The 23,838-nt window shown below is 60.3% G+C and carries 10 protein-coding genes; 4 read left to right on the top strand and 6 right to left on the bottom strand.

All coding sequences use genetic code 11. From position 1 onward, the window contains the following. The first annotated feature begins 59 nt into the window (after positions 1 to 59). On the top strand, positions 60 to 7,646 hold the full coding sequence (locus tag JFU11_RS23390; RefSeq protein ID WP_201062238.1) for a type I polyketide synthase: 7,587 nt from the start codon (positions 60 to 62) through the stop codon (positions 7,644 to 7,646). A gap of 37 nt (positions 7,647 to 7,683) precedes the next feature. Here the strand turns inward: JFU11_RS23390 and JFU11_RS23385 are convergent, their stop codons facing one another. Continuing rightward, positions 7,684 to 8,550 (bottom strand): class I SAM-dependent methyltransferase, encoded by an 867-nt coding sequence (locus JFU11_RS23385; protein WP_201062237.1) that lies wholly within the window; start codon positions 8,548 to 8,550, stop codon positions 7,684 to 7,686. 202 nt (positions 8,551 to 8,752) lie between these two features. Between JFU11_RS23385 and fabD the strand changes: the two genes are divergently transcribed. The 3 genes from fabD to JFU11_RS23370 all read left to right on the top strand — a co-directional run bounded on the left by fabD (position 8,753) and on the right by JFU11_RS23370 (position 18,542). Beyond that, positions 8,753 to 10,750 carry an ACP S-malonyltransferase gene (gene fabD / locus JFU11_RS23380; RefSeq protein ID WP_201062236.1) on the top strand — a complete coding sequence of 666 codons (1,998 nt, stop codon included), beginning with the start codon at positions 8,753 to 8,755 and terminating at the stop codon, positions 10,748 to 10,750. Between the two features lie 26 nt (positions 10,751 to 10,776). After that, positions 10,777 to 17,736, top strand: a complete 6,960-nt coding sequence (locus tag JFU11_RS23375) for a beta-ketoacyl synthase N-terminal-like domain-containing protein (protein ID WP_201062235.1) — start codon at positions 10,777 to 10,779, stop codon at positions 17,734 to 17,736. Between the two features lie 398 nt (positions 17,737 to 18,134). Continuing rightward, positions 18,135 to 18,542: a DUF3224 domain-containing protein gene (locus JFU11_RS23370; RefSeq protein ID WP_201062234.1), complete on the top strand. Its 408-nt coding sequence runs from the start codon at positions 18,135 to 18,137 to the stop codon at positions 18,540 to 18,542. A gap of 621 nt (positions 18,543 to 19,163) precedes the next feature. Here the strand turns inward: JFU11_RS23370 and JFU11_RS28195 are convergent. The 5 genes from JFU11_RS28195 to JFU11_RS23345 all read right to left on the bottom strand — a co-directional run bounded on the left by JFU11_RS28195 (position 19,164) and on the right by JFU11_RS23345 (position 23,603). After that, positions 19,164 to 19,463 carry a methyl-accepting chemotaxis protein gene (locus JFU11_RS28195; protein WP_242483631.1) on the bottom strand — a complete coding sequence of 100 codons (300 nt, stop codon included), beginning with the start codon at positions 19,461 to 19,463 and terminating at the stop codon, positions 19,164 to 19,166. A gap of 210 nt (positions 19,464 to 19,673) precedes the next feature. Further along, positions 19,674 to 20,630 (bottom strand): 2-hydroxyacid dehydrogenase, encoded by a 957-nt coding sequence (locus JFU11_RS23360; protein WP_201062233.1) that lies wholly within the window; start codon positions 20,628 to 20,630, stop codon positions 19,674 to 19,676. A 32-nt stretch (positions 20,631 to 20,662) separates the two neighbouring features. Continuing rightward, positions 20,663 to 21,421: an SDR family oxidoreductase gene (locus JFU11_RS23355; RefSeq protein WP_201062232.1), complete on the bottom strand. Its 759-nt coding sequence runs from the start codon at positions 21,419 to 21,421 to the stop codon at positions 20,663 to 20,665. A 41-nt stretch (positions 21,422 to 21,462) separates the two neighbouring features. Next, positions 21,463 to 22,155 carry a fumarylacetoacetate hydrolase family protein gene (locus JFU11_RS23350; RefSeq protein ID WP_201062231.1) on the bottom strand — a complete coding sequence of 231 codons (693 nt, stop codon included), beginning with the start codon at positions 22,153 to 22,155 and terminating at the stop codon, positions 21,463 to 21,465. A 98-nt stretch (positions 22,156 to 22,253) separates the two neighbouring features. After that, positions 22,254 to 23,603, bottom strand: a complete 1,350-nt coding sequence (locus JFU11_RS23345) for an MFS transporter (protein WP_123356819.1) — start codon at positions 23,601 to 23,603, stop codon at positions 22,254 to 22,256. Positions 23,604 to 23,838: the final 235 nt, after the last annotated feature.

Here is a 23,838-nt window from a genome sequence, read left to right as displayed (position 1 = left end):
GAGTTGACCTGGCAGGCGATGCCGCCGGGTAAACCAGGACGGTAAGGGCATTCAGAACAATGAACAACACTACGTCGAACGATGCACATGACATCCGCCTGCCTAATCAGCGGCCCACTCAACAACACCCGACCACGCCGGCGCCACGCACCCGGCGGCAGATCGGTGAACCAACACAAGGCAGCGCGCCATCGCCAGCGCCGACTGCCAGGGTGGCGATTGTCGGTTTTTCCGGGCGTTTTCCCGGTGCCGACAACGCCGAACAATTCTGGCAACTGCTGATGGAGGAGCGCTCGCAGATCAGCGAGCTGCCGTATTGGCATCTGCCGGGCATTGCCGAGCGTGCTCACCTGCGCGAGACATTCACCTGCCCGGGCGGTTTCATCAATGACCCGACCGCGTTCGATGCCGACTTCTTCAAGATATCCGCCCGCGAAGCCGAGGCCATGGACCCACAGCACCGTCTGGTGCTGGAGCAGACCTGGGCCGCTTTCGAAGACGCCGCTATCTGCCCGCACAACCTGCGTGGCAGTAACACCTCGGTGTTTATCGGCGTCTCTTCCGCCGACTACAACGGTCTGTTGGCCCGTTCCGAAGCCGGCGCGCACGACGCCACGGGCAATGCGCATTCGATCATCGCCAATCGCATTTCCTACCTGTTCGATTTCCATGGCCCCAGCGCGCCCATCGATACCGCCTGTTCCAGCTCGCTGGTGGCAATACACAAGGCTGCGCAGTCGATCCTCAACGGTGACTGCATGGTGGCGGTCGCCGGTGGGGTCAATCTGTGCTTTGAGCCGATGGTGTTCATCGGTGCGCTCAAGGCCGGTATGCTCAGCCCCACCGGGCGCTGCAAGGCCTTTGCCGCCGATGCCGACGGTTATGTGCGCGGTGAAGGCGTCGGGGTGTTGATCCTCAAGGACTATCAGCAGGCACTGGCCGATGCCGACAACATTGTCGCGACGATTATCGGCTCGGCAGAAAACCATGGCGGCCACGCCAACTCGCTGACAGCACCCAATCCCAAGGCCCAGGCCGACCTGATCAAACAGGCCTGCCGGGGCATCGACATCAACAGCCTCGGTTACATCGAAGTCCACGGCACCGGCACGCGCCTGGGCGATCCGATCGAGATCAGTGGCCTCAAGCAGGCCTTTGCCGAACTGGGCGCCAGTGCTGGGCAGCGCTGTTATCTCGGCTCGGTGAAAACCAATATCGGCCACCTCGAATCCGCCGCCGGCATTGCCGGGGTAATCAAGACGCTGTTGGCGCTAAAGCAGGGTTATCTGCCCAAGAGCCTGCACAGCGAACAGCTCAATCCGTATATCGATCTGGCCGGCAGTCCGTTCGAGGTCCTGCAGGCTGGCCGGGAGTGGCCGCAATTATCCGACAGCCAGGGCAACAAGGCGCCGCGCCGGGCGGGTGTCAGCTCGTTCGGGTTTGGCGGGGCCAATGCTCATGTTGTGCTGGAGGCGGTTGAACTTGTTCCTGCGCTGACGGAACACGGGGTCGCCGCGACGATATTTCCGCTGTCTGCCAAAACCCTCGAAGCGCTGCAGTCGCGGGTTGAGCAGTTGATCGATTTTCTGCAACGCCAGCCTCAGGTGGTTCTTGCGGATCTGGCCGCCAGCCTGCAACTGGGTCGCGAGGCGATGGAATACCGACTGGTGATTGTGGCGAACAGCCGCGACAGTCTGTTGAGCCAACTGCATGCCAGCGGCCCCGGCGAAGGCGGTAAGCCTGCCAGCAAGATTGCGCCGGACGAGGTGCTTCGGGCCCTGCAACAACAAAATATCGACAGCGTGCTGACGCTGTGGCGCCGGGGCGCAACCGTGGACTGGCGTCAGCTGTATCAACAAAGCCAGCCGCGCCGAATCTCGCTGCCGACTTACCCCTTCAGCCGCGAGCGGTACTGGATCAGCGAATCTCCTGCGCTCGAGCGCACGGGCGAGGCGTGGCTGCATCCACTGGTACAGCGCAATACGTCGGATCTGGCAGGACAACGTTTCAGCAGCCGGTTTGACGGCAATGAATGGTTTTTTGCCGAACATCGGGTCAGTGGTTTGAAGATCCTGCCGGGTGTGGCTTATCTGGAAATCGCCAGGGTGGCGCTTGAACTGTCGCTGGCCAATGAGCGCGCAGTGGTTCGCCTGAAGAACATCGCCTGGCGCCAACCCATGCGCCATGACGGCGGCGAGCTGGCCATCGACATCGAGTTGGCGGAGCAGGACAACGGCGAGATTCGTTTTGAAATTCGTGGCACGCCGGCCGACGGCCCGAGCTATTGCGTCGGTGTGGCGACGGTCGGAGCCGCCGAGAGTCTGGCGCCGCTGGACCTGCAAGCCATCGCTGCCGCCACGACCGAGCAACGACTGGCGCCCGCGCAGTGCTACGAGATTTTCGGCGACATGGGACTGGAATACGGCGATCACTTTCGCCAGATCGGCGCGTTGCAGGCGGGCAACGGCCAAGTGTTGGCCAGGCTGGTATTGGCGGACGAAGGCACTGAGCGCGGCCTGTCTCCCGGCCTGCTCGATTCTGCATTGCAGGCGGCATTAGGGCTGGCGCTACTGGAGCCGACTCCGCCGGACCAGCAGCGCCAACCGCTGGTGCCGTTTGCGCTGGACTCGGTGATTTTTGGCGACCTGAACCTGCTCAACCAGCCCTGCCATGCGTGGGTGCGCTACAGCGCCAGCCACCAGCCGGGGCGTATCAACAAGCTGGACGTGGATATTTGCGATGAGCAGGGCCGCATCGCACTGCGCCTGCAAGGTTTTTCGTCGAGAAGACTTGAACCGGCAGCCACGCCCGTGCTGACCATGACACCGGTCTGGCGCGATAAAGAATTCGTCCATACGGCTCATCGAAACTTCACCCGGCAGGTGATGGTGTTGGCCGGTGATCAACCCGTTGCGCTGGACCAGTTGGTGGATCGCTGTCGGGCGCTGGTGGGTGACAGTCGGCAGATCGATATCGAACGGCTGCCCGTGCTGTCGGATGACCCCGCAGTCGCGCTGCCATTACTGGCGGGTTTCCTGATCAACCTTTTGAAAACCTGCCCTGCGGACACGCTGGTGCAACTGGTTCTTGCCGACCTTGATGAAACCGCCCCGGTCTTCGCCTCGCTGTCGGCGCTGCTGAAGACCGCAAAAAACGAAGGACTGATCGCTGCCGCCCAATCAATCGAAGTGCGCGGTAGCCTCTCGCCGCAGTGGCTGATCGACAATGGCCAGCAGGACGATGAGCGGGTGCGTTACCAGGGCGGTCGCCGTCAGGTGGCATCCTGGCAGGAGACGTTGCTGCCGGATGCTGACGCCACGCCATGGCGCGATGGCGGGGTCTACCTGCTGACCGGTGGCACAGGCGGCCTGGGCTTGTTGCTGGCCGAAAGCATCGCCCGGCAGGCACGGGGCGTGAGGCTGGTCCTGGCCAGCCGTTCGGCCAGTCAACGTTCAGCCGAAGTCAGCGGACGAATCGAGGCGATCAAGGCACTGGGTGCCGAGGTGCAAGTTGAAGCGCTGGACGTCGCCGACCCACGCGCAGTCGAGGCGCTGATCGCACGGTGCGAGCAAGCGGTCGGCACGATCAACGGGATTTTCCACTGCGCCGGCATCACCCGCGACAGCTTGCTCAAGAACAAAAGCGAGGCCGATCTGACGGCGGTGCTGGCACCCAAGGTGGCGGGCGTACTCAACCTGGATCGCGCCAGCGCGCATCTGCCGCTGGACTGTTTTGTGCTGTTCTCATCGGTCAGCACCGTGATCGGCAATCCGGGGCAGGGCGACTATGCGCTGGCCAACGCGTTCATGGACGAGTGGGCCGGCTGGCGTAATCGCGAGACCCAGGCTGGTCGCCGTCGGGGCCGCACCCTGGCGATCAACTGGCCGCTGTGGCGCAACGGCGGGATGCAGATCGATGCTCAACGCGAGCAACAGATGGTCGAGCAGACCGGGATTCAACCCTTGAGCGACAGTGGCGGCCTGGACTTTTTACGCAGGGCTTTGGCCGATGCTCAGGGCGCCGAACGCTGGATGGTGCTGGAAGGGGATATCGCCAGGATCAAGACGTTTATCGCCGGGCAGTGGCAGGAGCCGCCAGCTGCGCCAATCACCCAAGCGCCGGTCGAGGCGGCACCCTTGGCGCAAACCGTGGAGGGCGACCTGAACGCGCTGGCGATCCGGCATTTCAAGCAACTATTGTCGAAAACCCTCAAGCGGCCATTGGATAAGATCGACAGTGACGGCTCGTTCGAGCGTTACGGGGTCGACTCGATCATGCTTACCGAGCTGACCACTCAACTGGAACGCACCTTTGGCTCGCTGCCAAACACCCTGTTGTACGAACACCAGACCGTGCGCGAACTGAGCGACTACTTCATCCGGCAGCACCCCGAAATGATGCGGCAGTTGCTGATGGCCGAGCCGGCCAGGCGCCGCATTCCCTCCGAAAAAGCGCCGCCAATAGCCACGGCACAAGAGTCCCGGCGCCAGCACAGCCGCCGTCAACCGCCAGTAACCGTGCCAGCGGCCAGCAACAACCGCGATCTGGCGATCATCGGCCTCAGTGGCCGCTACCCCGGTGTCGAAGACCTGGAAACGTTCTGGCAAAAAATTGCTGGCGGTGAAGACCTGATCAGCGAAGTGCCGACCGCGCGCTGGGATCACCAGGCGTACTTTGACGAGGCGCGCGACCGCTTCGACAAGACGTACTGCAAGTGGGGCGGCTTTCTCGACGGGGTCGAGGATTTCGATCCGCTGTTTTTCAACCTCTCGCCCCGAGAGGCGCAAATCATCAACCCCAACGACCGGCTGTTCCTGGAAACCTGCTGGAACCTGCTGGAAAGCGCCGGGATCACCCGGCAACAGATCAAGCAACGCTATCAACAACAGGTGGGTGTGTTTGTCGGTGTGATGTACCAGCAGTACCAGGCGTTCGAGTCGGATCTGGTCCGGGAGTCGCTGGTGTCGGTGACGTCCTACAGCGCGATTGCCAACCGAGTGTCCTATTTCTTTGACTTTCAGGGGCCAAGCCTGGCGATCGACACCATGTGTTCCTCGTCGATCTCGGCGATCCATGCCGCTGGCGAAGCGCTGCGCAATGGCGACTGTCGGCTGGCGATTGCCGGCGGCGTCAACCTGACCCTGCATCCGAAAAAGTACATTGGCCTGAGCGTCGGCCAGGTGCTCGGCAGTCATGCCGGCAGCCGCAGCTTTGCCGACGGCGACGGTTATCTGCCGGCAGAGGGCGTCGGGGCGGTGTTGCTCAAGACCCTGGCTGACGCCGAGCGCGATGGCGACCACATCCTGGCGGTGATCAAGTCGACCGCCACCAACCACGGCGGCCACACCCATGGCTTCTCGGTGCCGAGCGCCAAGGTGCAGGCGGCGCTGATCGACCGCAACTTCAAGCGCGCGGGGATTGACCCGTGCACCGTCAGTTACGTCGAGTCGGCGGCCAATGGTTCGGCGATGGGCGACGCCATCGAGCTGAGCGCGCTGAGCCGCATTTTTAACGAAGCGGGGGTTGCCAGTCAGTCCTGCGCCATTGGCTCGGTCAAATCCAACATCGGCCATGCCGAAGCGGCTTCGGGCATGGCCGCGCTCAGCAAGCTGGTGCTGCAACTGCAACACCGGCAGCTGGCGCCGTCGCTGGTGCTGGGGCCACTGAATCCCAAGCTGGATTTCGAACACTCGCCGTTCGTGCTGCAACGTACCCTGGCCGATTGGCCTCAGCCGGTGGTCGAGATCGATGGCGTGTGGCAATCCGTTCCGCGCCGGGCATCACTCAGCGCGTTTGGTGCCGGGGGCTCCAATGCCCATCTGATTATCGAGGAATATCCGACAGCGTCCGCGCCCGACGTAGTGCCGCCAGAAGACGGTGTTGTGCATATCGTGCCGTTGTCAGCCAACAGCAGCGGTTCGTTGCAGCAGGCGGTGGCCAGGTTGGCGCGGCATCTGGATGCCCATCCGGATCTTCGGCTCAAGGATCTGGCCCACACTCTGCAAACCGGCCGGGAAGCGATGCCGCTGCGGCTGGCGTTACAAGTAAGCAGCACCGGCGAATTGCGCACGGTGTTGGCCGATATCCTGCGGCCACTGGAGCAGGGCGAACCGATGACCGTACTGGAAACACTCGATTTGCCACTGGCCTTCGGCAATGTCGACGAAGTGTCGGCGGCACTGGCCAGCTTGCTGTCCGGTGCGGGTGCCGTGGCGCTGAGCAACGGCCTGATCGAGGCTGATGACCGGAAACAACTGGCACTGCTCTGGACCCAGGGCGGCGAGATTGCCTGGGACAGGCTCGCGCGAAATAACGGTGCACGCCTTATCGCCTTGCCCACCTATGGCTTCGACAAGCAGCGTTACTGGCTGGAACAGTCAAACAAGGCGTTGCGTGAGGAGGTCACGGACGCGAGCCCGGTCAGCCCGGCAGTGGGCAAACACCACACCGCTGTCGAACAGGGCCTGCGTCTGCTGGCCGACTTGCTGGGCATGCAACCCAAAGACTTGTCGCCTGCCAAGCCACTCAACGCCTACGGCGCCGACTCCATCGTCATGCTGCAGTGGGCCATGCAGGTGCAAGCGCAGATTGATCCCGGACTTACCCTGGCCGACATCCAGCAGTGCCTGACCCTCGGTGATGTCCTTCAATTGCTGAGCGCATCTGCCAGTTTCAAAAAGCCGGTGCTGCCTCCGGAAATCATCGGCCTGTTGAGCGGTTCGACGACGCGCTTCCCTGAGCTGCAACGACTCAATCAGGTGCAACATGGCAGGCCGGTGTTCTGGTTCCATGGTGCCTTGGGCGGCAGTGAAATCTATCAGGGCCTGGCCCAGCATATTCGACGCCCGTTCTTCGGGCTTCAGGCCAGAGGCTGGATGACCGATCGCGCGCCGTTGCAGGGGATTCAGGCGATGGCGGCCTATTACGTCCAGGTCATCCAGTCGGTTCAGCAGCAGGGCCCGTACGATCTGGGCGGCTATTCGCTGGGCGGCATGCTGGCGTACGAAGTGACCCGGCAGTTGCAGGAACTGGGGGAAACCGTCACCAGCCTGGTGATGCTCGATTCACCGGACGTGACCGGCGAACGCACCGCACGCCTGTGCGACAAGACCCGCCTGTTGCAGACCGTCAACATGTCCTTGCAGATGACCATCGGCCAGACCCCGGAGCGCTTCGCCGAGGTGTTGATCCATCGCGATGAAGTCGATCTGTCGCTGGCGCCAGCGGACTACCGGCAGCAATTGACGGCACTGGCCCGGCAGCGGGGCATGAAGACCAGCGACGAGCGTTTGCAGCAACTGATGGCGCAGGTGACGCAGATCCAACAGGCGTATCAGGTCCAGCATTATCGAATCCAGCCATTGCCCAAAGCCTCGGACGTCGCCTGCTATTACTTTCGCAACGCCAGCGGTTTGTGGATGGGCGAACTGGAGCCGTTTTTCTCCACCGACAGCCAGGAGTTCGCCGCTTTCAACCACGCCGATTACTGGCAGGAGTGGCAGCGACAATTGCCGAATTTCGAGATGATCGAGGTGGCGTCGGCCAACCACATGACGTTGTTGACCCAGCCGGAAGTGTTCAGGGTGATCGCGCAGTTCTGTGCGTCCCTCTATGGCGAAAAGCGGGTGGAGAATGCCGTTGGATAATACCCAAAGCGGCGTCCCCACCCACGGCCCGAAGGGGCTAGGCGGCCTGTTTCAGGCGCCAGAACTTGTATGCCAGATGGCCGTTTTTATAGGCCTTGACGCCGCTATCGTCGAAAAAATGGAACATGGTGTCGAACGCGTGCCAGACCTCGGGTGGCAGCGAATCACTGTGCTGTTTTTTCTCGTCCACCAGGCTCTTGAGCAGGTGTTTGAGGTGACCTTGCTCGCTTTCAAACGCCCTGATCACGCCTTCGGAAATGTCGGCATGTTCCTCAACCTTGAAGCCTGTGTGGCGAATCATTGCCTGGTGCTGCTCCAGCACGTTGGTGAAGAAGTCGACACCAATGCTGTCACGCTCGGACAGGGCACTGGTGTTGTCGCCTTTCATGGTGTCGGCATAAAAAAACAAGCCATCCTTTTTCAACACACGCTGCACCTCTTCACCAAACGTGTTGAGGTCGGGGTAGCAGTGGGACGACTCGATATTGATCACAACATCGAATTCGTTATCGGCAAAGGGCAGTGCCATCGCGTCGCCGCCAACGAAGGTCAGCCCTTCAATACGGTGTACCCGGTTGCACAACTCGATATGCGCCGGACAGAAATCCAGTCCGGTTACAGAAGCGGCGCCGGTATAGCGGGCGAGGTAGGAGCAGTTGCCGCCGCGTCCCGAGCCGATTTCGAGGACCTTCTTGCCGCGCAGATCGGTATCGCCCAACAGGGTGCGGATCAGGTTCGCCGAGCATTTCTGCTCCAGATCTTCGTCATTGATCCAGTCGAAATGGCTGTCTTTGGCCAGGTAGCCGTAGTTGAGGAAGGTCAGACGTTTGTCGGGAAACATCCGGGTCATCATGTCGTACCACTGACTGATCGGCGATACGGTTTCTTGTCCTTGGGTCGTCATGTCTACCTCCGTGTCGAAAAATTGCTGGGTTTGCATTGCTCTGCCAACGGCGGCAATTGCATGGCGCTGATGCGGCCGCCTGAGGAGCATAGCGGTCGTGGGCGAAGGCTCCGAAGATTTTTTTATCGATGTCGCAGACCGATCCAGATCGGCTCCTATACTGCGAGCCGTAACGTCAGCTATCCATTTCAGGACGAAATTTATGCCGTATCTTTTTCAGGGACAGACGTCTTGCGTGGTGTTCATGTTTCCCGGTCAGGGTTGCCAGTTCTATCAGATGGGCCGCGAGCTCTATCAGAACAACTCAGTGTTCCACCGCTGGATGAACGAACTCGACACACTGATCCACGCCGAACTGGGGCAGTCGGTGATCGCCGGGATTTACCACGACAACAACCCGCGTTCAAAGGCTTTCGACGATATTCGCCTGAGCCATCCGGCGATCTTCATGATCGAGTACGCCCTCGGCAAGACACTAATCGAGCACCGCATCGCCCCTGATTATCTGCTGGGCACCAGCTTGGGCGAACTTGCTGCCGCAGCGCTGGCAGACGTCATTTCGCTGCCCGACGCCATTCGGCTTGTGGTGCGCCAGGGGCAACTGTTTCACCAGCGCCAGTCACCGGCAGGCGAGGGTGCAATGCTGGCGATCCTGGCCGAAGAGTCGCTGTATCAGCAGACGCCGTTGCTGCGCGAGCACTGCGATATCGCGGCCCACAACGCGCCTTCGCTGATCGTCGTCGCCGGTCCGAGCAGCGCGGTTGCCGATGCCGAACGCCACCTCAGCGCTCGGGACATCGTGTTCCAGCGTCTGCCGGTCAATCAGGCCTTTCATTCGCGCCATATCGATTTTCTCAGGCCGGAGGTCGAGGCACTGCTGCGCCAGACCCGCCTGCACAAGGCGCAGATCCCGGTGATCTCGTGCCACAACACCGAAACCTTGCAGCAGCTCGACGCCGATCACTTCTGGCAGACCATCCGCCAGCCGATCCGTTTTTCCCAAACCCTGGCGCGAATCGAGCGTGAAGCCGCTGAGCGCGGCGAATCGATGATCTACCTCGACCTTGGCCCGAGCGGCACGCTGGCCAATCTGATCAAACAGAATATTCGTGACCGTGCGTTGCCGCCGATTTTCCCGGTGCTCAGCCCGTTCGGCCGCGACCTGGAGAAATTCGACGAGGTGCTGACCCTCGGTCGTGCCTTGCAGCCGCTGCCGGCGAAATCTGCGCTGACAACACCGCCGACAGCAGCACCGGCTCAGGTGACCGCGCCGCCCGCGACATTTCAGGTCCAGCAGCCGACCCGCCTGGTACAGCGCCCATCGACGCCAATGCCGTCCGGGCCGAAACGCGTCTATGGGTTTCCGGGGCAGGGTTCGCAGCGACTGGGCATGGGGGCGGCGTTGTTCGAACAGTTCCCCGAGCATCTGGCCGAGGCCGACAAAATCCTCGGCTATTCGCTGAAAACACTGTGCCTGGAAGACCCCGATCAACAGCTGTCCAACACCCGGTTTACCCAGCCGGCGCTGTACACCGTCAGTGCCTTGGCGTTCCTCGCCAAACAGCAGGCGGACCCGCGTAAAGCCGACTTTCTCGCCGGTCACAGCCTGGGCGAGTACTGCGCGCTGTTTGCCGCGGGTGCGTTCTCCTTCGAGACAGGGCTGAAACTGGTGAAAAAACGCGGCGAGCTGATGGCCCTGGCCACTGGCGGCAGCATGGCCGCTGTTATCGGTCGCAGTCCTGACGAAGTCAACGAGCTGCTGGCCCGTCACGGCCTCGGTGCGCTGGACGTTGCCAACTACAACTCACCCTCCCAGGTGGTGCTTGCCGGTCCGGTCGAGGCACTCAGCGAGGCGAAGGAGATTTTCCAGGCGATGGACATTACCTTTGTAGCGCTGCCAGTCAGCGCGCCATTCCATTCCCGCTACATGAAAGGCGCGATGGGGGCATTCGGCGAGTACCTGGTCACGTTCGAGTATTCGCCGCTGCACACCCCGGTGATCGCCAACATCGACGCCGCGCCTTACCGCGATGATCAGTTGGTCGATAACCTGACCCGGCAGATCTGCGGCTCGGTGCGCTGGCTCGATACCGTACAGTACCTGATGCGCCAAGGGTCATTCGAATTCGAGGAACTCGGGCCGGGCGAGGTGCTGACAAAACTCGTCAAAACCGTGCGAAACGCTGCCGCCTTTTCGTGACAGCACAGTCGAATGGATGCCTTGTCATGGAAAAGACAATGAACGCCACATTGACCGATCAGTTGTTTTTCATTGCCAGTGTGCTGAGCCTGGAAAGTCGTCAGCTGATCTCCGGTAACCGGATCAACCAGCCGTTCGGGTTTGAGCGGTTTGCCGCCGCAGCTTCGATCAATCCTGGCCCGTTACGGGTAGCCTTCGATGGACTCAAGGCGTTTGGCTGGCTGAATCAGTCGAGCAGCGACGAGTATTTCTTCACGGCTCGGGCCTCGGCAATCGACACATTGCCCACGCAGATGGCCGAACTGTTTTCGTGGTTGGCGCCGCAGCGATTGCCGGACGCGCAGGATATACCGCACCTGTGGCGCTGGCTCGAGCTGTCGGCGCTGGACTGGAATCTGCACTGTCCGGCGTTTATCCGTGGCCTGAACGAGTTGTTGTCGCTGGTGCTGTTGCGCCGATTGCAACTGAACGGGGCAATCAATACTGACACTGGCCAGGTGGATACGCGGCGCATCGACGACGGCCAGACCGGCCATGAGCAAACTCGGCTGCTGAGCGATTTTCTGCGCACTCAGCAGTGGATTCGCCGCGAAGAACGGCACCTGGTGTTCAATCCCGAGCGGCGCGCGCTCCTCTCGGAACGTCTGAGCGAGCCTTTTCTGGCGTACTACGCCAGTTTGCCCACGACCCTAGATGGCCTGTTGTTCGGCAAGGGCGAGCAGTGGGCAGACGTATTGCAATGGCTGAAGGGTGCAGGTGAACAACACGTCTGGTCAGGTGACCGACCCGCGCTTGAACAGCTGCTGGGCAAGGTTTTCGACGCGCAGCCGTTGTCCACGCAACCGGACTGGATCGTCGAGTTGGGCAGCCATCCCGGCGTTTCATTGAGCGAGCTGGGGCAATGGGTGCGACACCATACGGCCCGGGGCCAGGTACTGGACAGCAAACCCCTGCAATTGCTGGTGCTTGACGCAGCAGTGAGCGATCCGGCGGCGCTGCGCCAGCGGATTCGGGACGCGGGTGTTGGTGCCGGTCATCGAGTGTTGTGGCTGGGCATCGGCCAGCAGAATCTGCAACCGCCGGGGACGGCGCCGCAGCAATCAGCCTTACAAGCGCCGCAGCGTTATTACTTGCGGCCCGACGGCCTGGCGGCGGAAGGCGCCAGCGTGCTTGGCAGTCTGCAGACCTCGGCAAAAGCGCTGGCAGCGCTGATCGGCGAGCAACCGATAGTGCTCAGCGAAAGTCACTGGCGCCCCGACGGTCCCAAGGTGGATCACTTTGCCTGTCATTACCCGGTTGAAGCAGCGCACTACCTGATGGCGCTGGCCGGTGCCGGGCTGTTTGCCGATCCGGGGATGCTGCACAGGCTGCCGCTAGACGGCATCGACTGCGCGGCCACCAGCGGTTGTTACCGGGCGCGTGAATACCGCGTCCGGCATGTGACGCTGGCGGACATGCCCGCGCTGTTGACGCTGGAACAGGCCTGCTGGCCCGAAGGCGGCCGGGTGGATGAACACATTCTGCGCCGCCGTTTGGGCCAGGACCCGGCCGGTCAACTGGCGCTGGAGTTCAAGGGCGAAGTGGTCGGTGTCATCTATTCCCAGCGGATCACCCGGATCGAAGCGCTGTTCGGGGTCAATTTCGCCACGGTCGATCAGCTGTTTCATGGCGACGGCAGCACCGTACAAATCCAGAGTTTGAACATCCTGCCGGCGCATCAGTACAGCGGTTACGGCGATCAGTTGCTGGAGTTCATGCTGCAATATTGCACGCTGCTCAACGGCGTCGACACGGTGGTCGGCGTGACTCGTTGCAAGGACTATCCGAAGTACCGCGACATCGCCCAGGCGGACTACATTCATAGCCGTGACGAGCGGGGCGTGCTGCTGGACCCAGTGTTGCGTTTCCACGAATTGCACGGCGCGCGAATCGAGCGGCTGGTGCCCGGTTATCGTCCCGCCGATGCCGACAATGCAGGGTACGGCGTTCTGGTGCGTTATGACCTGGCCCGCCGTCAGCGCCAGGAAATTCAGCTGGCCACGGCAATGGTTGAGCAACCGGTGATCTCCATCGACGACGCGGTGCGCCAGGGCGTCAATCGCTGCCTGGGACAAGCGCAAGACAGCCGAGTGTCATCACGTCATAGCCTGATGGAGCTGGGACTGGACTCGGCTGATCTTCTCGCTCTCAGCGAACAGCTGGGAATGACGTTCGGTCTGGCGCTGGAACCGAGCTTTTTCTTTCGCTACAACAGCGTCGAAAAAATCGTCGTGGCGTTGCAAGAGCGCCTCGGAAGGCAAATGCCGCCGCCGAAAGAGATTCAGGCGGCAAGACCGCCATCGACTCCAGTCAAAGAAGAGGATGATTTCGCCGTCATCGGCATCAGTGGCTGTTTCCCCGGTGGCGAACTGGAGGGATTTTGGGCTGCTGTTCGCCACGGTGCCAGTCTGATACGCGAAGTGCCAAAGGAGCGCGCAACGGCTGGACCTGCGGGCGGCTACATTGACGGGATCGAGTATTTCGATCATCAGTTTTTTGGCATTTCGGCAGCGGAAGCGGCGCTGATGGACCCGCAGCAGCGGCTGCTGTTGCAGCATGCCTGGTGGGCACTCGACGATGCCGCGATTCCTGCCGCAGCGTTTGCCTGCCGCCAAACCGGCGTGTTTGTCGCCGCCGCGCCGAGTGAGTACCGCGACATTATTGAGGTCCCCCGCGACAGCCCGTTTTTGCTGACGTCTTCTTCGCCCTGCATGTACGCCAACCGGATTTCCTGGTTCCTCGACCTGCGGGGGCCCAGCGAGTATTGCAACACCGCCTGCTCATCGGTGCTGGTTGCGCTGCATCGAGCCATGCAGGCGATCAGGGCCGGCGAGTGTCAACAGGCGCTGATCGGCGCGGTCAATCTGTTGCTGTCGCCTGCTGAAACGGCCGGCTACCGGCAGATGGGGTTTCTCAGCGAACAGATGCACACCCGTTCTTTCCAGCCTGGCGCTGATGGTTATGTGCGCTCCGAAGGGGTGGGCGTGCTGTTGCTCAAGCCTTTGGCCGATGCCCTGCGCGACGGTGACCGGATTCATTTGAAGATCAAGGGCAGCGGTGTCGGGCATGGCGGTCGAGGGATTTCACTGACCGCCCCCGATCACGAGAGCATGCAGGCGGCGATGGTGGACGCTTACCGCAGCGCCGGGGTTGCGCCGCACACTGTCAGTTACCTGGAAGCCCATGGCACGGGTTCGGCGATGGGCGATGCCATCGAAATCGACGCGATTCAGGCCGCGCGCACGCAATTGAATGGCGATGACAAACCCGGCGCTGCGTGGAACCTCAGCACCTTGAAGCCGCTGATCGGACATTGTGAGTTGGCGTCCGGCATGGCGGCGTTGTTCAAGGTGATTGATGCGGTGAAGCAGCAGCAACTGCCGGGCATACCTGGGTATCAACAACTCAGCCCGGCGATCACGCTCGATCCGCAACAACTGTCGCTCGCGTCCGGGAACCGGCCATGGCCGGCGGTGCAGGATGCCGACGGCAACGAACTGCCACGTCGGGCGAGCATCAACAGTTATGGTTTTGGCGGTGTCAATGCCCATCTGGTGGTGGAGGAATTTGTTGATCACCAGCGTGTAACTGCGGCTGATATCGGGCCGCAACTGATCCTGTTGTCGGCACACGATGCTGACAGGCTGAAGGAGCAGGCTGCACGACTGAGCCGTGCCATTTGCCAACGCCCGGACCTGTGTCTGGCCGACATCGCCTATACGCTGCAAGTGGGCCGAACGGCGATGGCTTGCCGCTGGGCGCGTGTGGCGGACAGCATTGCGTCCCTGCAACTGCAACTGGACGAGCTTGCCCGAGGCATGCGCGATGACATCGTGCTGGCCGATGAGCAGTTGGATGCAGATGCCGACGCGATCACTCAGGCACTGGCGAAGCGAGACTTGCCAGCGCTGGCCGATTACTGGCGCCAGGGCGTGGAACCGGATTGGCGCAAAATGCCGCGTCTCGGTGAACCACAGCGAATTGGATTGCCGGGCTACGCCTTTGCGCAATCGCGGCACTGGCTGGCACCGCAGCGGGCTGAACCCCTGAGCCACCCAAGTGAGGGCGAAACGCCGTGCCAAAAAAATGTGCGCCAGATCCTCGCCGAACTGCTGGGGTGTGAGCCGCAGGCACTGACGGGGTGCGAAACGCGCAGCCTGGCCAGCCTCGGCCTCAGCTCTCTGGGCGCCGTGGGCCTCAAGGCCAGGCTGGAACAGCAACTGCAACGGTCGGTATCGCTGGCACAGCTGAGCCCGTACTTGAGTCTCGGTGAAGTCGAAGCCAATTTGGCGGTGCAGGAACGGCAGCGCGACGATCAACTGGTGCCGGCGTTGCAGGTGGCGCCCGACGCCCGCCATCTGCCTTTTGCCCTCAATGATATCCAGCAATCGTTTTTGTCAGGTCGTACGCTGTTGGCCGAGGCTGAGCGGGTCGGCTGCCATATCTATCTGGAATTCGACTGGCCGGAGCTGGACGTCTACCGGCTGAATCAGGCGTGGAATCAGCTGATGATTCGCCACGATGCGCTACGGCTCAGGTTGCTGGCGGACGGTCGCCAGCAGGTCGGCGAACCGATGCCTTATCGTTTCAAGACCCGCGACTTGCGCCGCAGCGAACCCGCCGAACGCGAGCATTCGCTGGTAGCCCTTCGCGCATCGATGTCGCACAAGGTTTATCTGAGCGGCCAGGAAACGCTGTTTGAAATAGTCGTTTCGCTGCTGGATCACCAAGTCAACCGGGTTCACCTGAGCATTGACGAATTGATTGTCGATGCCACTTCTTTGGAGGTGCTGTTGCAGCAATGGCTGATGATTTATCAGCAGTCTGCCACCGAGTTGCCGGATCAGGGCGTGTCGTTGCGTGATTATCAGCTGTCGCTGGAGGCTTTCAAACAGTCGCCACGCTACCAGCGTGATTTGCAGTACTGGGTCGACAAGCTGGCGCAGGCACCGACTGGCTTGTCCTTGCCCAAGGCATCGCGACCTGCTGGCCGCGAGCGTCGTCGATTGACCTCAACCCTTGAGCAGAGCTGCTGGCAGCGATTGAAAGCGCGGGGCGATGCTTTGCAGGTTTCAGGCACTGCACTGCTGTTGAGTCTGTTCGGGTTGATCCTGCAACAGGCCAATGCCGACAAGGCCTTTTCGTTGATCTCGACCAGTTATGGCCGACTCCCGGTGCACCCGGACATTGATCGGCTGGTCGGGCCGCTGATCTCCACGCAGTTCTTTGTCTTTGCCGGCGCGGCGGAACAAACCCTGGCCGAACTGGCGCAACAGGTGCAGCGCCAGTTGCTGGCGGACCTTGATCACGCCAGCGTCAGTGGCATCTCTGCACTTCGCGAAGTCCGTCAGCGTGGCGACAAATCGAGGCTGTTCAACGGTGGCGAGGTGGTCTTCACCTCGATGCTCAACAACCCGGTAATCGACGGCGCGCCGAGCTTTGGCGACGCCCAACACTACTGCGTCACCCAGACGCCACAGATCAACCTCGATCACCAATTGCGCGAGCGTGGCGGGGCGTTGAGTTTCAGCTGGGACGTCGCCATCGACTGCTATCCCGTCGGCATGATCGATCAGCTGTTTGGCGACTATTGCCAGTTGCTGGTCACGTTGGCGAACGGTGATAACGACTGGTCGGCGCTCAAAACATCAACGCTGGTTCATGCGGCGCCTTTTGAGTTGGCGCCCGATGCGCCGCCAAAGATACCTTTTGCATTGACTGATCAGCAGCAGGCCTACGCTTTCAACCGTTCTTTGCACCGGGGGCAGGGTAGTTCACATCTCTATATGGCTGTTGCTATCGAAACGCTGGATATTGCTCGACTGGAAAAGGCCTGGCAGCAGTTGGTGGCGCACCATCCGATGCTGCGGACGCGGATTCTGCCCAATGGCACCCAGCAGATCATGGAAGCACCGCTATTGATGAAACTCGAAACGGTCGAGAAGAATATCAGTGGACCGCGGATCGTCGAAGAGATGCTTGGCCGGGTGACGGCGCTGGGAGAGTGGCCTTATGCTGAACTGCGGGTCAGTACACTGGATGAACAACGCAGCCTGGTGCATTTGGCGGTGGACCTGCTGCTCGTCGACCTTCCCAGTCGAGATCTGTTGATCCATCAACTACTGAATCTCTACCATGGTCTACCGCAGACGCCGTTGGTCATCAATTTCGGTAGTTATATGAAGGCTCTCGGACAGTACAACCGCACATCAGCGGCGCAAAACGCAGCCCTTTACTGGCAGGAAAAATTCCGACTGCTGCCTCAAGGGCCGCAGGTGAATGACGAAAGGGATATCAATGGCCTGTACCTGGAATATGAGCACTACCTTGATTGTTGGCCAGCGCTGCGTGATCGTATCGCACGAACAGGAATCTCTGCCGACGCGGTACTGATTTCTGCCTATGCCTGGAGCATTAAGAAACACTGCGCCCAGCCGGCCTTTACTCTGGTGGCCCCTGGTTGGAAGAGGCCTGCAGTACACCCGCAGATCGACGCGCTGGTCGGCGACTTCACTACGTTGAGCTGGATCGATTTCAACAATGAACCTATGACTTTTATAGAGCAGGCTCGGCGTTGCGAACGGATCTTCACCGAGGATCAACAGCACAGCATGACCAATGGCCTGCAAGCACTTCGTAAGGTGGCGACGGATAAACAACGACCACGCAAACTTGATTTCCCTGTGGTGTTTACCCGACTCAACCCACAAGGTCCACTGGACCTGCCCGAGGGAGTAACACTCGTTAAAAGTGCGAGTCGCACTCACGGTGTGGCGCTGGACAATCTGAGTATCGAGCAGGCAGAAGGTTTGTTGATCCACTGGGATTTCGCGGCTAACCGCCTGACTTCGACGCTGGTTGACGCAATGTTTGCCGACTACTGTCGCTTGCTAGAGGGTTTGGCTGCCGACGAAGGAACATGGGATCAGGAGAATAAAACATACTAAGTGCTTGTATGGATCTTTCTTATAGAGGTATTTCTGGAAGGGGGTAGCTGAAATAGGGTTCCCGGCACTACCTGGTAAATCAGGCAAACCGGGCGTCCATTCAGGGCGACCGGTTTAAGTCTCGATCTTCACTTACTCGATGGCTTCCTGATAACGGGTGGTGCGGCCATCGAAACCGGTCTCATCCAGCAGGCGCCCGACCGGGTCGTAGTAGAAGTCCGTACGTCGCTCGTTTTCGTTTTCCAAGGCCCCATCAATTCAACGGCGGACTGGCGCCAGCTCGGGCCGAAGAAAAATTTAACGTCGTGTCTGGGATTAGTTGATCACTACATTTGGCTCTGTGCGTGCTGTACGGAGTAGAGTGAGAACCTCACTCATTTGGATAGAGGCGGATGTGAATGGAAGCGTTAGCCACTTTTTCTACTAAGAATTTCAAACCAACAGGCTTGAGCCCAACCCCCGAGATTGCTACCTTCTTGCCAGTGTCTATCAGCACCATGGAGAAATGCTACTCGGGTGCTATCGACGGTGTTTCCTCAACAGTTTTTACTGCGGCGTTCGACCAGACGACCAGGACGGGCAGTTACATCGCAATTGAGAGCTTGAAAGGTGCGGTGAATGGAAAAGAAGGCGCCTTCAATTTCATCCACTCTGCCTCCACAACCGGCACTGATCGGGCAGATGAATTTTTCTGCATAGTCGGAGGCAGTGGTACAGGTGATTTGAGAGGGATATCGGGATCAGGAGGGATCAAAATCGACACCGATGGCACGCACCATATTTGGTTGAATTACCAACTCGAATAGGTCAGAAATAGTTTTGAGGTAATGCCGCTGAGGACACCATTGCCCTGGATCGAGGTGGCATTTAAAAAACAGAGGCCTCGATCCGGAGCGGCCCTCCACAACAGCGGCTTTATGGTTGCTTCTCCGAGTAGCTGTAGAGAGCACTCGGTAGCACGGCTTGGATTGGAGTTATTTTTTCTGTTCTTGATCTACCCTTCGAGCAAGTCCAGAATTGAGTCCTTTCCTGCTTCGGCAAGAAAATAAACCCCTTAGATTTCAATGGGTCGGACGCTAGATGCGAGTCTCGTTTCCCGCTCCAAGCATTAAAAAATGGATCTCTGAAAAGAGGTCCATTTTTTTCGTCCAAAGAAAAGTCCTTCTTTGATTTTTGCTGCGCCTCCCCCCGAAAACACTCAGATCCAGCCCCACTAATGCCGAACAGCGCGTGCAGGCTCTGGACTGCATGTGCACAGAGTCTAAAAAAGGGTGTTGCAGGCGGGACGTCTTGGCTCTCAACCAATAAGGTCAGTTCCAACAGCGCAGCCTCTAGGGCTAGTTGGTTGTGATGCAGGCGTTCAAGAACATCGGAGGGAGTATTCGGGGGAGGGCATAGCTTCGACTCCACTCGAGAGAGTGGGGAGCTTAGCAGCGGGAATGTCTGACAACAAAAAGCCCGCGGATGGCGGGCTCTCTGTATGGGGTCAAATCCTTTTGTCCGTTCAATCTGCGCTTCGTTCTGTGAGCACTTCGTGAAAAGCATGTCGCTGGAACGAAAAAAACCTGCACGTAGCCGGGCTCACTGTCGATGGGGCCAAATCCTTTTGGCTGACCGCATTGTGCTTGGTGGGTGTGACGAAGGCATGACAGGGCTTCGATGGCGGCATTCAGTGCCAGCAGATTTGTCTGATCGGCGATTCCTTTGATCACGTCAACGACAGGCAAACTGCGCTACGTTTTATGGATGACCGCCAAACCATGGAGGTCGGAATGAGCCAACTCCCGACCTCCATGCGTCGCGCCTTTTTCCGCCCGAAGATTACTCCGCCCTTTGCTACAGGCCTCGCACTGTGGGTCGCCTTCCAGTTGGGCGTCGATCTGTTTACCTGACACCGGGCCGCCAAGGGGACGCAACGTCTCCTCGGCGGCCAACGTTCAGTCAGTCACAGACCCCTGCGGTATTCTCCCGGCGAAACTGTCCACCAGGCTCGCCACCACCATCTCTCCCATTCGCGTGCGGGTCTGCAGCGTCGCACTCGCGCGATGGGGCTGCAGCACCACGTTCTCGTTGCCGAACAGTGTCTCGGGGACGTTCGGTTCATCGACAAACACATCCAGCGCCGCACCCGCGATCTCACCAGCGGCAAGCGCCGCCACCAGATCGACCTCATTGACCAGCTTGCCCCGCGCCACGTTGATCAGATACCCGTCCTTGCCCAGCGCCTGCAGCACCTCGGCATTGATGATGGCTTCAGCCTTGTCGGCGGCGGCCGCGAGAATCAGTGCATCACTGTCGCGGGCCAGTTGGTTCAAGTCGGCGATGAAGGTGTGGTTCACGTCGCTCATTGGTTGCAGATCGGTGTAGCTGATCGGGCAGCCGAACGCCGCGGCTCGAGTTGCCACTGCACGGCCGACCCGGCCCATGCCGACGATCCCGATGCGCATGCCCGACACCTGACGCGCCAACGGCAACGGTGCCAACGGTGTCGGACTATGGGGCCATTGGCCCGAACGCACGTAACGATCACTGGTGCACAGACCCCGGCACACGGCAATCAATAATCCGATGGCCAGGTCGGCGACATCCTCTGTCAGCGCGCCGATAGTCGCGGTCACGCGGATCCCGCGATCCCGGGCGTAAGCCAGGTCCACCGCATCGGTACCGACGCCATTGACTGCCACCACTTCCAGTTTGGGTAATTGCGCCATCAGCGCCTGGCTGATGCCGGTATGCCCGCCGGTGATCACCCCGCGAATGTTCGCGCCGTGTGCCTGCAAATAAGCCTGCTTGTCGGCCTGCTGGAAGTAACGTCTGATGGTGAACAGCTCATCGAGCCGCGCGTTGATTTCAGGGATCAGGATCGGGCTGAGCTGCAAGACTTCTGGCTTCATGTAAACCTCGCGTAACGGAATAAAAGGCCGGTTTAACCGCGACCGGCAAACGGCATGGCACTGGCCATGACGGTCATGTTCAGGACGTTCGCCTCCAGCGGCAGGCCGGCGATGTAGCGCACGGCATCGGCCACATGCTTGACGTCCACCATCGGCTCCACGGCGATGGTGCCGTTGGCCTGGCGAACGCCTTTGGTCATGCGCACCGACATGTCGGTCAAGGCGTTGCCGATGTCGATCTGGCTGCAGACGATGTTGAATTCGCGCCCGTCCAGGGCCACGGATTTGGTCAGTCCCAGTACCGCGTGTTTACTGGCGGTGTAGGCGCTGCTGAACGGTCGTGGGGTATGGGCCGAGATCGAGCCGTTATTGATGATGCGTCCGCCCTGTGGCTGTTGCCGGCGCATCAGTCCGAAAGCTCCACGGGCGCAGAGGAAAACGCCGTTGAGGTTGGTGTCGATCACGTTTCGCCACTGCTCGAACGTCAGCTCATCGAGTGGCACGGCAGGGGCGTTGACCCCGGCGTTGTTGAACACCACGTCGAGGCGTCCGTATACCTCCGTGATGGTGGCAAACAGCGCATCGACACTGGCCGGGTCGCGCACATCAGTGGGCACCGCCAAGGCTTCGTGTCCCTCGCTGACCGCCCATTCGACCAAGGCCTGCAACGGCTCCGGCCGGCGTCCGGCCAACACCAGGGTGAATCCGTCGGCCATCAGGCCCAGGGCCACAGCGCGGCCGATTCCGCTACCGGCGCCGGTGACCAGGGCCACTTTCAGAGGACTGTTCATGTTGTTATCTCTTTTTTCAATTCACGAGGGCGTGTGCCGGTTCAAGGTCGCTGACCGACGCGCATTTCCAGTTGGCCGATGCCGTCGATCCCGGCGTTGATGATGTCGCCCGGTTGCAGCACATCGACGCCTGCCGGGCTGCCGGTCATGATCAGGTCACCGGCCCGGAGCGCTACCGACTGCGAGATGCGGCTGATGATTTCACTGACCGACCAGATCTGGCTGTCGAGGCTGTCGCGCTGGCGCTCTTCGCCGTTGACGTTCAGCCACAAATCGCCGTCCGGGTGTCCCGCTCGAGTCACCGGCACGATGGCGGTCATCGGCGCGGCACCGTCGAACACCTTGGCACCTTCCCACGGCAAACCATTGCTTTTGGCCGCACGCTGGACATCCCGACGGGTCAGATCAAGACCGACGGCATAGCCCCAGACATAGGCCAGCGCCTGACTCTCCGGAATATTGGCGCCACCTTCACCGATGGCCACGACCAATTCGATTTCGTGGACAAACTCTTCGGTCAACGGCGGGAAAGTCACTTCACCCGTCGCATCCACCACGTTGCTCGCCGGTTTCATAAAGAACACTGGCGGCTGGCGGGACTGGCCTTGGGTATCTGGCCAGGGGTAGTTACGGCCGACGCAAAATACCCGGCCAACGGGAAAGCGCTGCTGGCTGCCGGCAACCGGCAAGGTCACGGGCAGATCCGGGGTAAACACGTACTCGGTCATCGTCATTTTTGTAGTCGTCCTGTTAGAAGCGTCAGCGTACGGCGGCAATCTTTTGCGAAGTTGGACGAATGCCGCCTCGTGTTGGAGAAAAACGGTGTCTTGGCTCAGCGCGCCTTGAGTTCGATGCGATACAAGCGACCGAGCAGCAACGAATAGGACAAGGTACCGACTAGCGCCACGCCGCCGATGAACCAGAAGGCGTAGGCAAACGAACCTGTCGCGTGGACGATGCCGCCAATCACAATCGGGGTGACGATCCCGCCGATGTTGGCGGCCAGGCTGGTGACCCCGCCGGTCAGGCCGATCAGTTCCTTGGGCGCGACTTCCGATACGGCCGCCCACGACGACGAAGCGATTCCCTGGGCGAAAAAAGCGATGGTCAACACGGCAATGCAAATCACGTTCGAGTCGGTGAAATTCACCAGCACGATCGACATACCCAGCATCGATCCGACCACCAATGGCAACTTGCGAGCGAAGGACATTGAGTAACCACGGCGTATCAGCAGGTCGGAGACGATGCCGGCCAGCAGAATGCCGACCGTTGCACCCACGAACGGCAGCACGGCGAAGATCCCGGCCTTGATCATGGTCAGCTTGCGTTCTTCGATCAGGTACGTCGGGAACCAGGTCAGGAAGAAGTACAACGCCGAGGTGCTGGCGAACTTGCCGATGCAAATCGCCCAGATCTGCCGATAGCTGAACAGCTCGGCGATCTGCCGCCAGTTGAACCGGGTGCGCTCCTGACTGCTCTTGACCAGTCCACCCCCGGCTTCGATGTACTTCAGTTCTTCCTGGCTGACGTTCTTGCAGCTCAGCGGATCGCGGTACACGTAGAGCCAGATCACACCGAACACAATGCCGAGTATCCCGGTGCTGTAGAACACATGGCGCCAGTCATAGGTCGTGGCCAGCCATAACAACACGCCGGTAAACAGTGCCGTGCCCAGATATTGGCCGCACACGTAAATGCTGCTGGCCAGGCCCCGTTCGCGGGCCGGGAACCACACCGTGACCGCTCGGCTGTTGGCCGGAAACGCTGGAGCCTCCATGGCGCCGACGGCCAGACGCAGACCGAACAGCGAAGCGAACCCAGTGGCAAAGCCCTGGCACACGGTGACTGTCGACCAACTGATCAGCGACACCCCGTAAGTGAACCGGGAACCGAAGCGATCGGCGATGAATCCGGCGGGGACCAAGGCGAGTGCGTAGGTCCAGGCAAACGCGGAAAAAATCAGGCCCATTTCGATCTTGTCCAGGCCCAGATCCTTGGCCATGAACGGTGCGGCAATCGAGATGTTTACGCGGTCGATGTAGTTGATGATGGTCGCAATCAGCAACAACGACAGCATGAACCAGCGCCGACGCGTCGGCAGTCGCTGAGGCAGCAGAGCGTCCTGGATGCCGGCACTCACCGACGGCGCGGTGGACGGGGAGGTTTGCGAGTTCGACATGAGTAGACCTCTTTATTGTTAGAAGAATCGAGATGTTGGCGCGCAGCCGAAGCCGATGCCCCCAGTCCCGGGGCAGAGCAATCGCTACTTGAATGAGAGGCGCGGACAGCCGCTGTCAGGCGCTCAGATACGCCTTCGGACTGGCTGGATCGGGGGAGGGTTGGCGAGGGAAAAAAACAGGTTCATCACGAGCGCACCTTTTGATTGTTTTTGGAAGGGTCGGGCTGCATTGATT

Source organism: Pseudomonas sp. TH37 (genome assembly GCF_016650735.1).
Classification (GTDB): domain Bacteria; phylum Pseudomonadota; class Gammaproteobacteria; order Pseudomonadales; family Pseudomonadaceae; genus Aquipseudomonas; species Aquipseudomonas farris.
Note: the sequence above shows the minus strand (reverse complement) of the source record. Positions and strands in the feature narration are given on the sequence as shown.

Bases quoted from the DNA above. Each gene is read 5' to 3' on its own strand.
- JFU11_RS23390 (WP_201062238.1), top strand. From the start codon at position 60: ATGAACAACACTACGTCGAACGATGCACATGACATCCGCCTGCCTAAT.
- JFU11_RS23385 (WP_201062237.1), bottom strand. From the start codon at position 8,550: ATGACGACCCAAGGACAAGAAACCGTATCGCCGATCAGTCAGTGGTAC.
- fabD (WP_201062236.1), top strand. From the start codon at position 8,753: ATGCCGTATCTTTTTCAGGGACAGACGTCTTGCGTGGTGTTCATGTTT.
- JFU11_RS23375 (WP_201062235.1), top strand. From the start codon at position 10,777: ATGGAAAAGACAATGAACGCCACATTGACCGATCAGTTGTTTTTCATT.
- JFU11_RS23370 (WP_201062234.1), top strand. From the start codon at position 18,135: ATGGAAGCGTTAGCCACTTTTTCTACTAAGAATTTCAAACCAACAGGC.
- JFU11_RS23360 (WP_201062233.1), bottom strand. From the start codon at position 20,630: ATGAAGCCAGAAGTCTTGCAGCTCAGCCCGATCCTGATCCCTGAAATC.
- JFU11_RS23355 (WP_201062232.1), bottom strand. From the start codon at position 21,421: ATGAACAGTCCTCTGAAAGTGGCCCTGGTCACCGGCGCCGGTAGCGGA.
- JFU11_RS23350 (WP_201062231.1), bottom strand. From the start codon at position 22,155: ATGACGATGACCGAGTACGTGTTTACCCCGGATCTGCCCGTGACCTTG.
- JFU11_RS23345 (WP_123356819.1), bottom strand. From the start codon at position 23,603: ATGTCGAACTCGCAAACCTCCCCGTCCACCGCGCCGTCGGTGAGTGCC.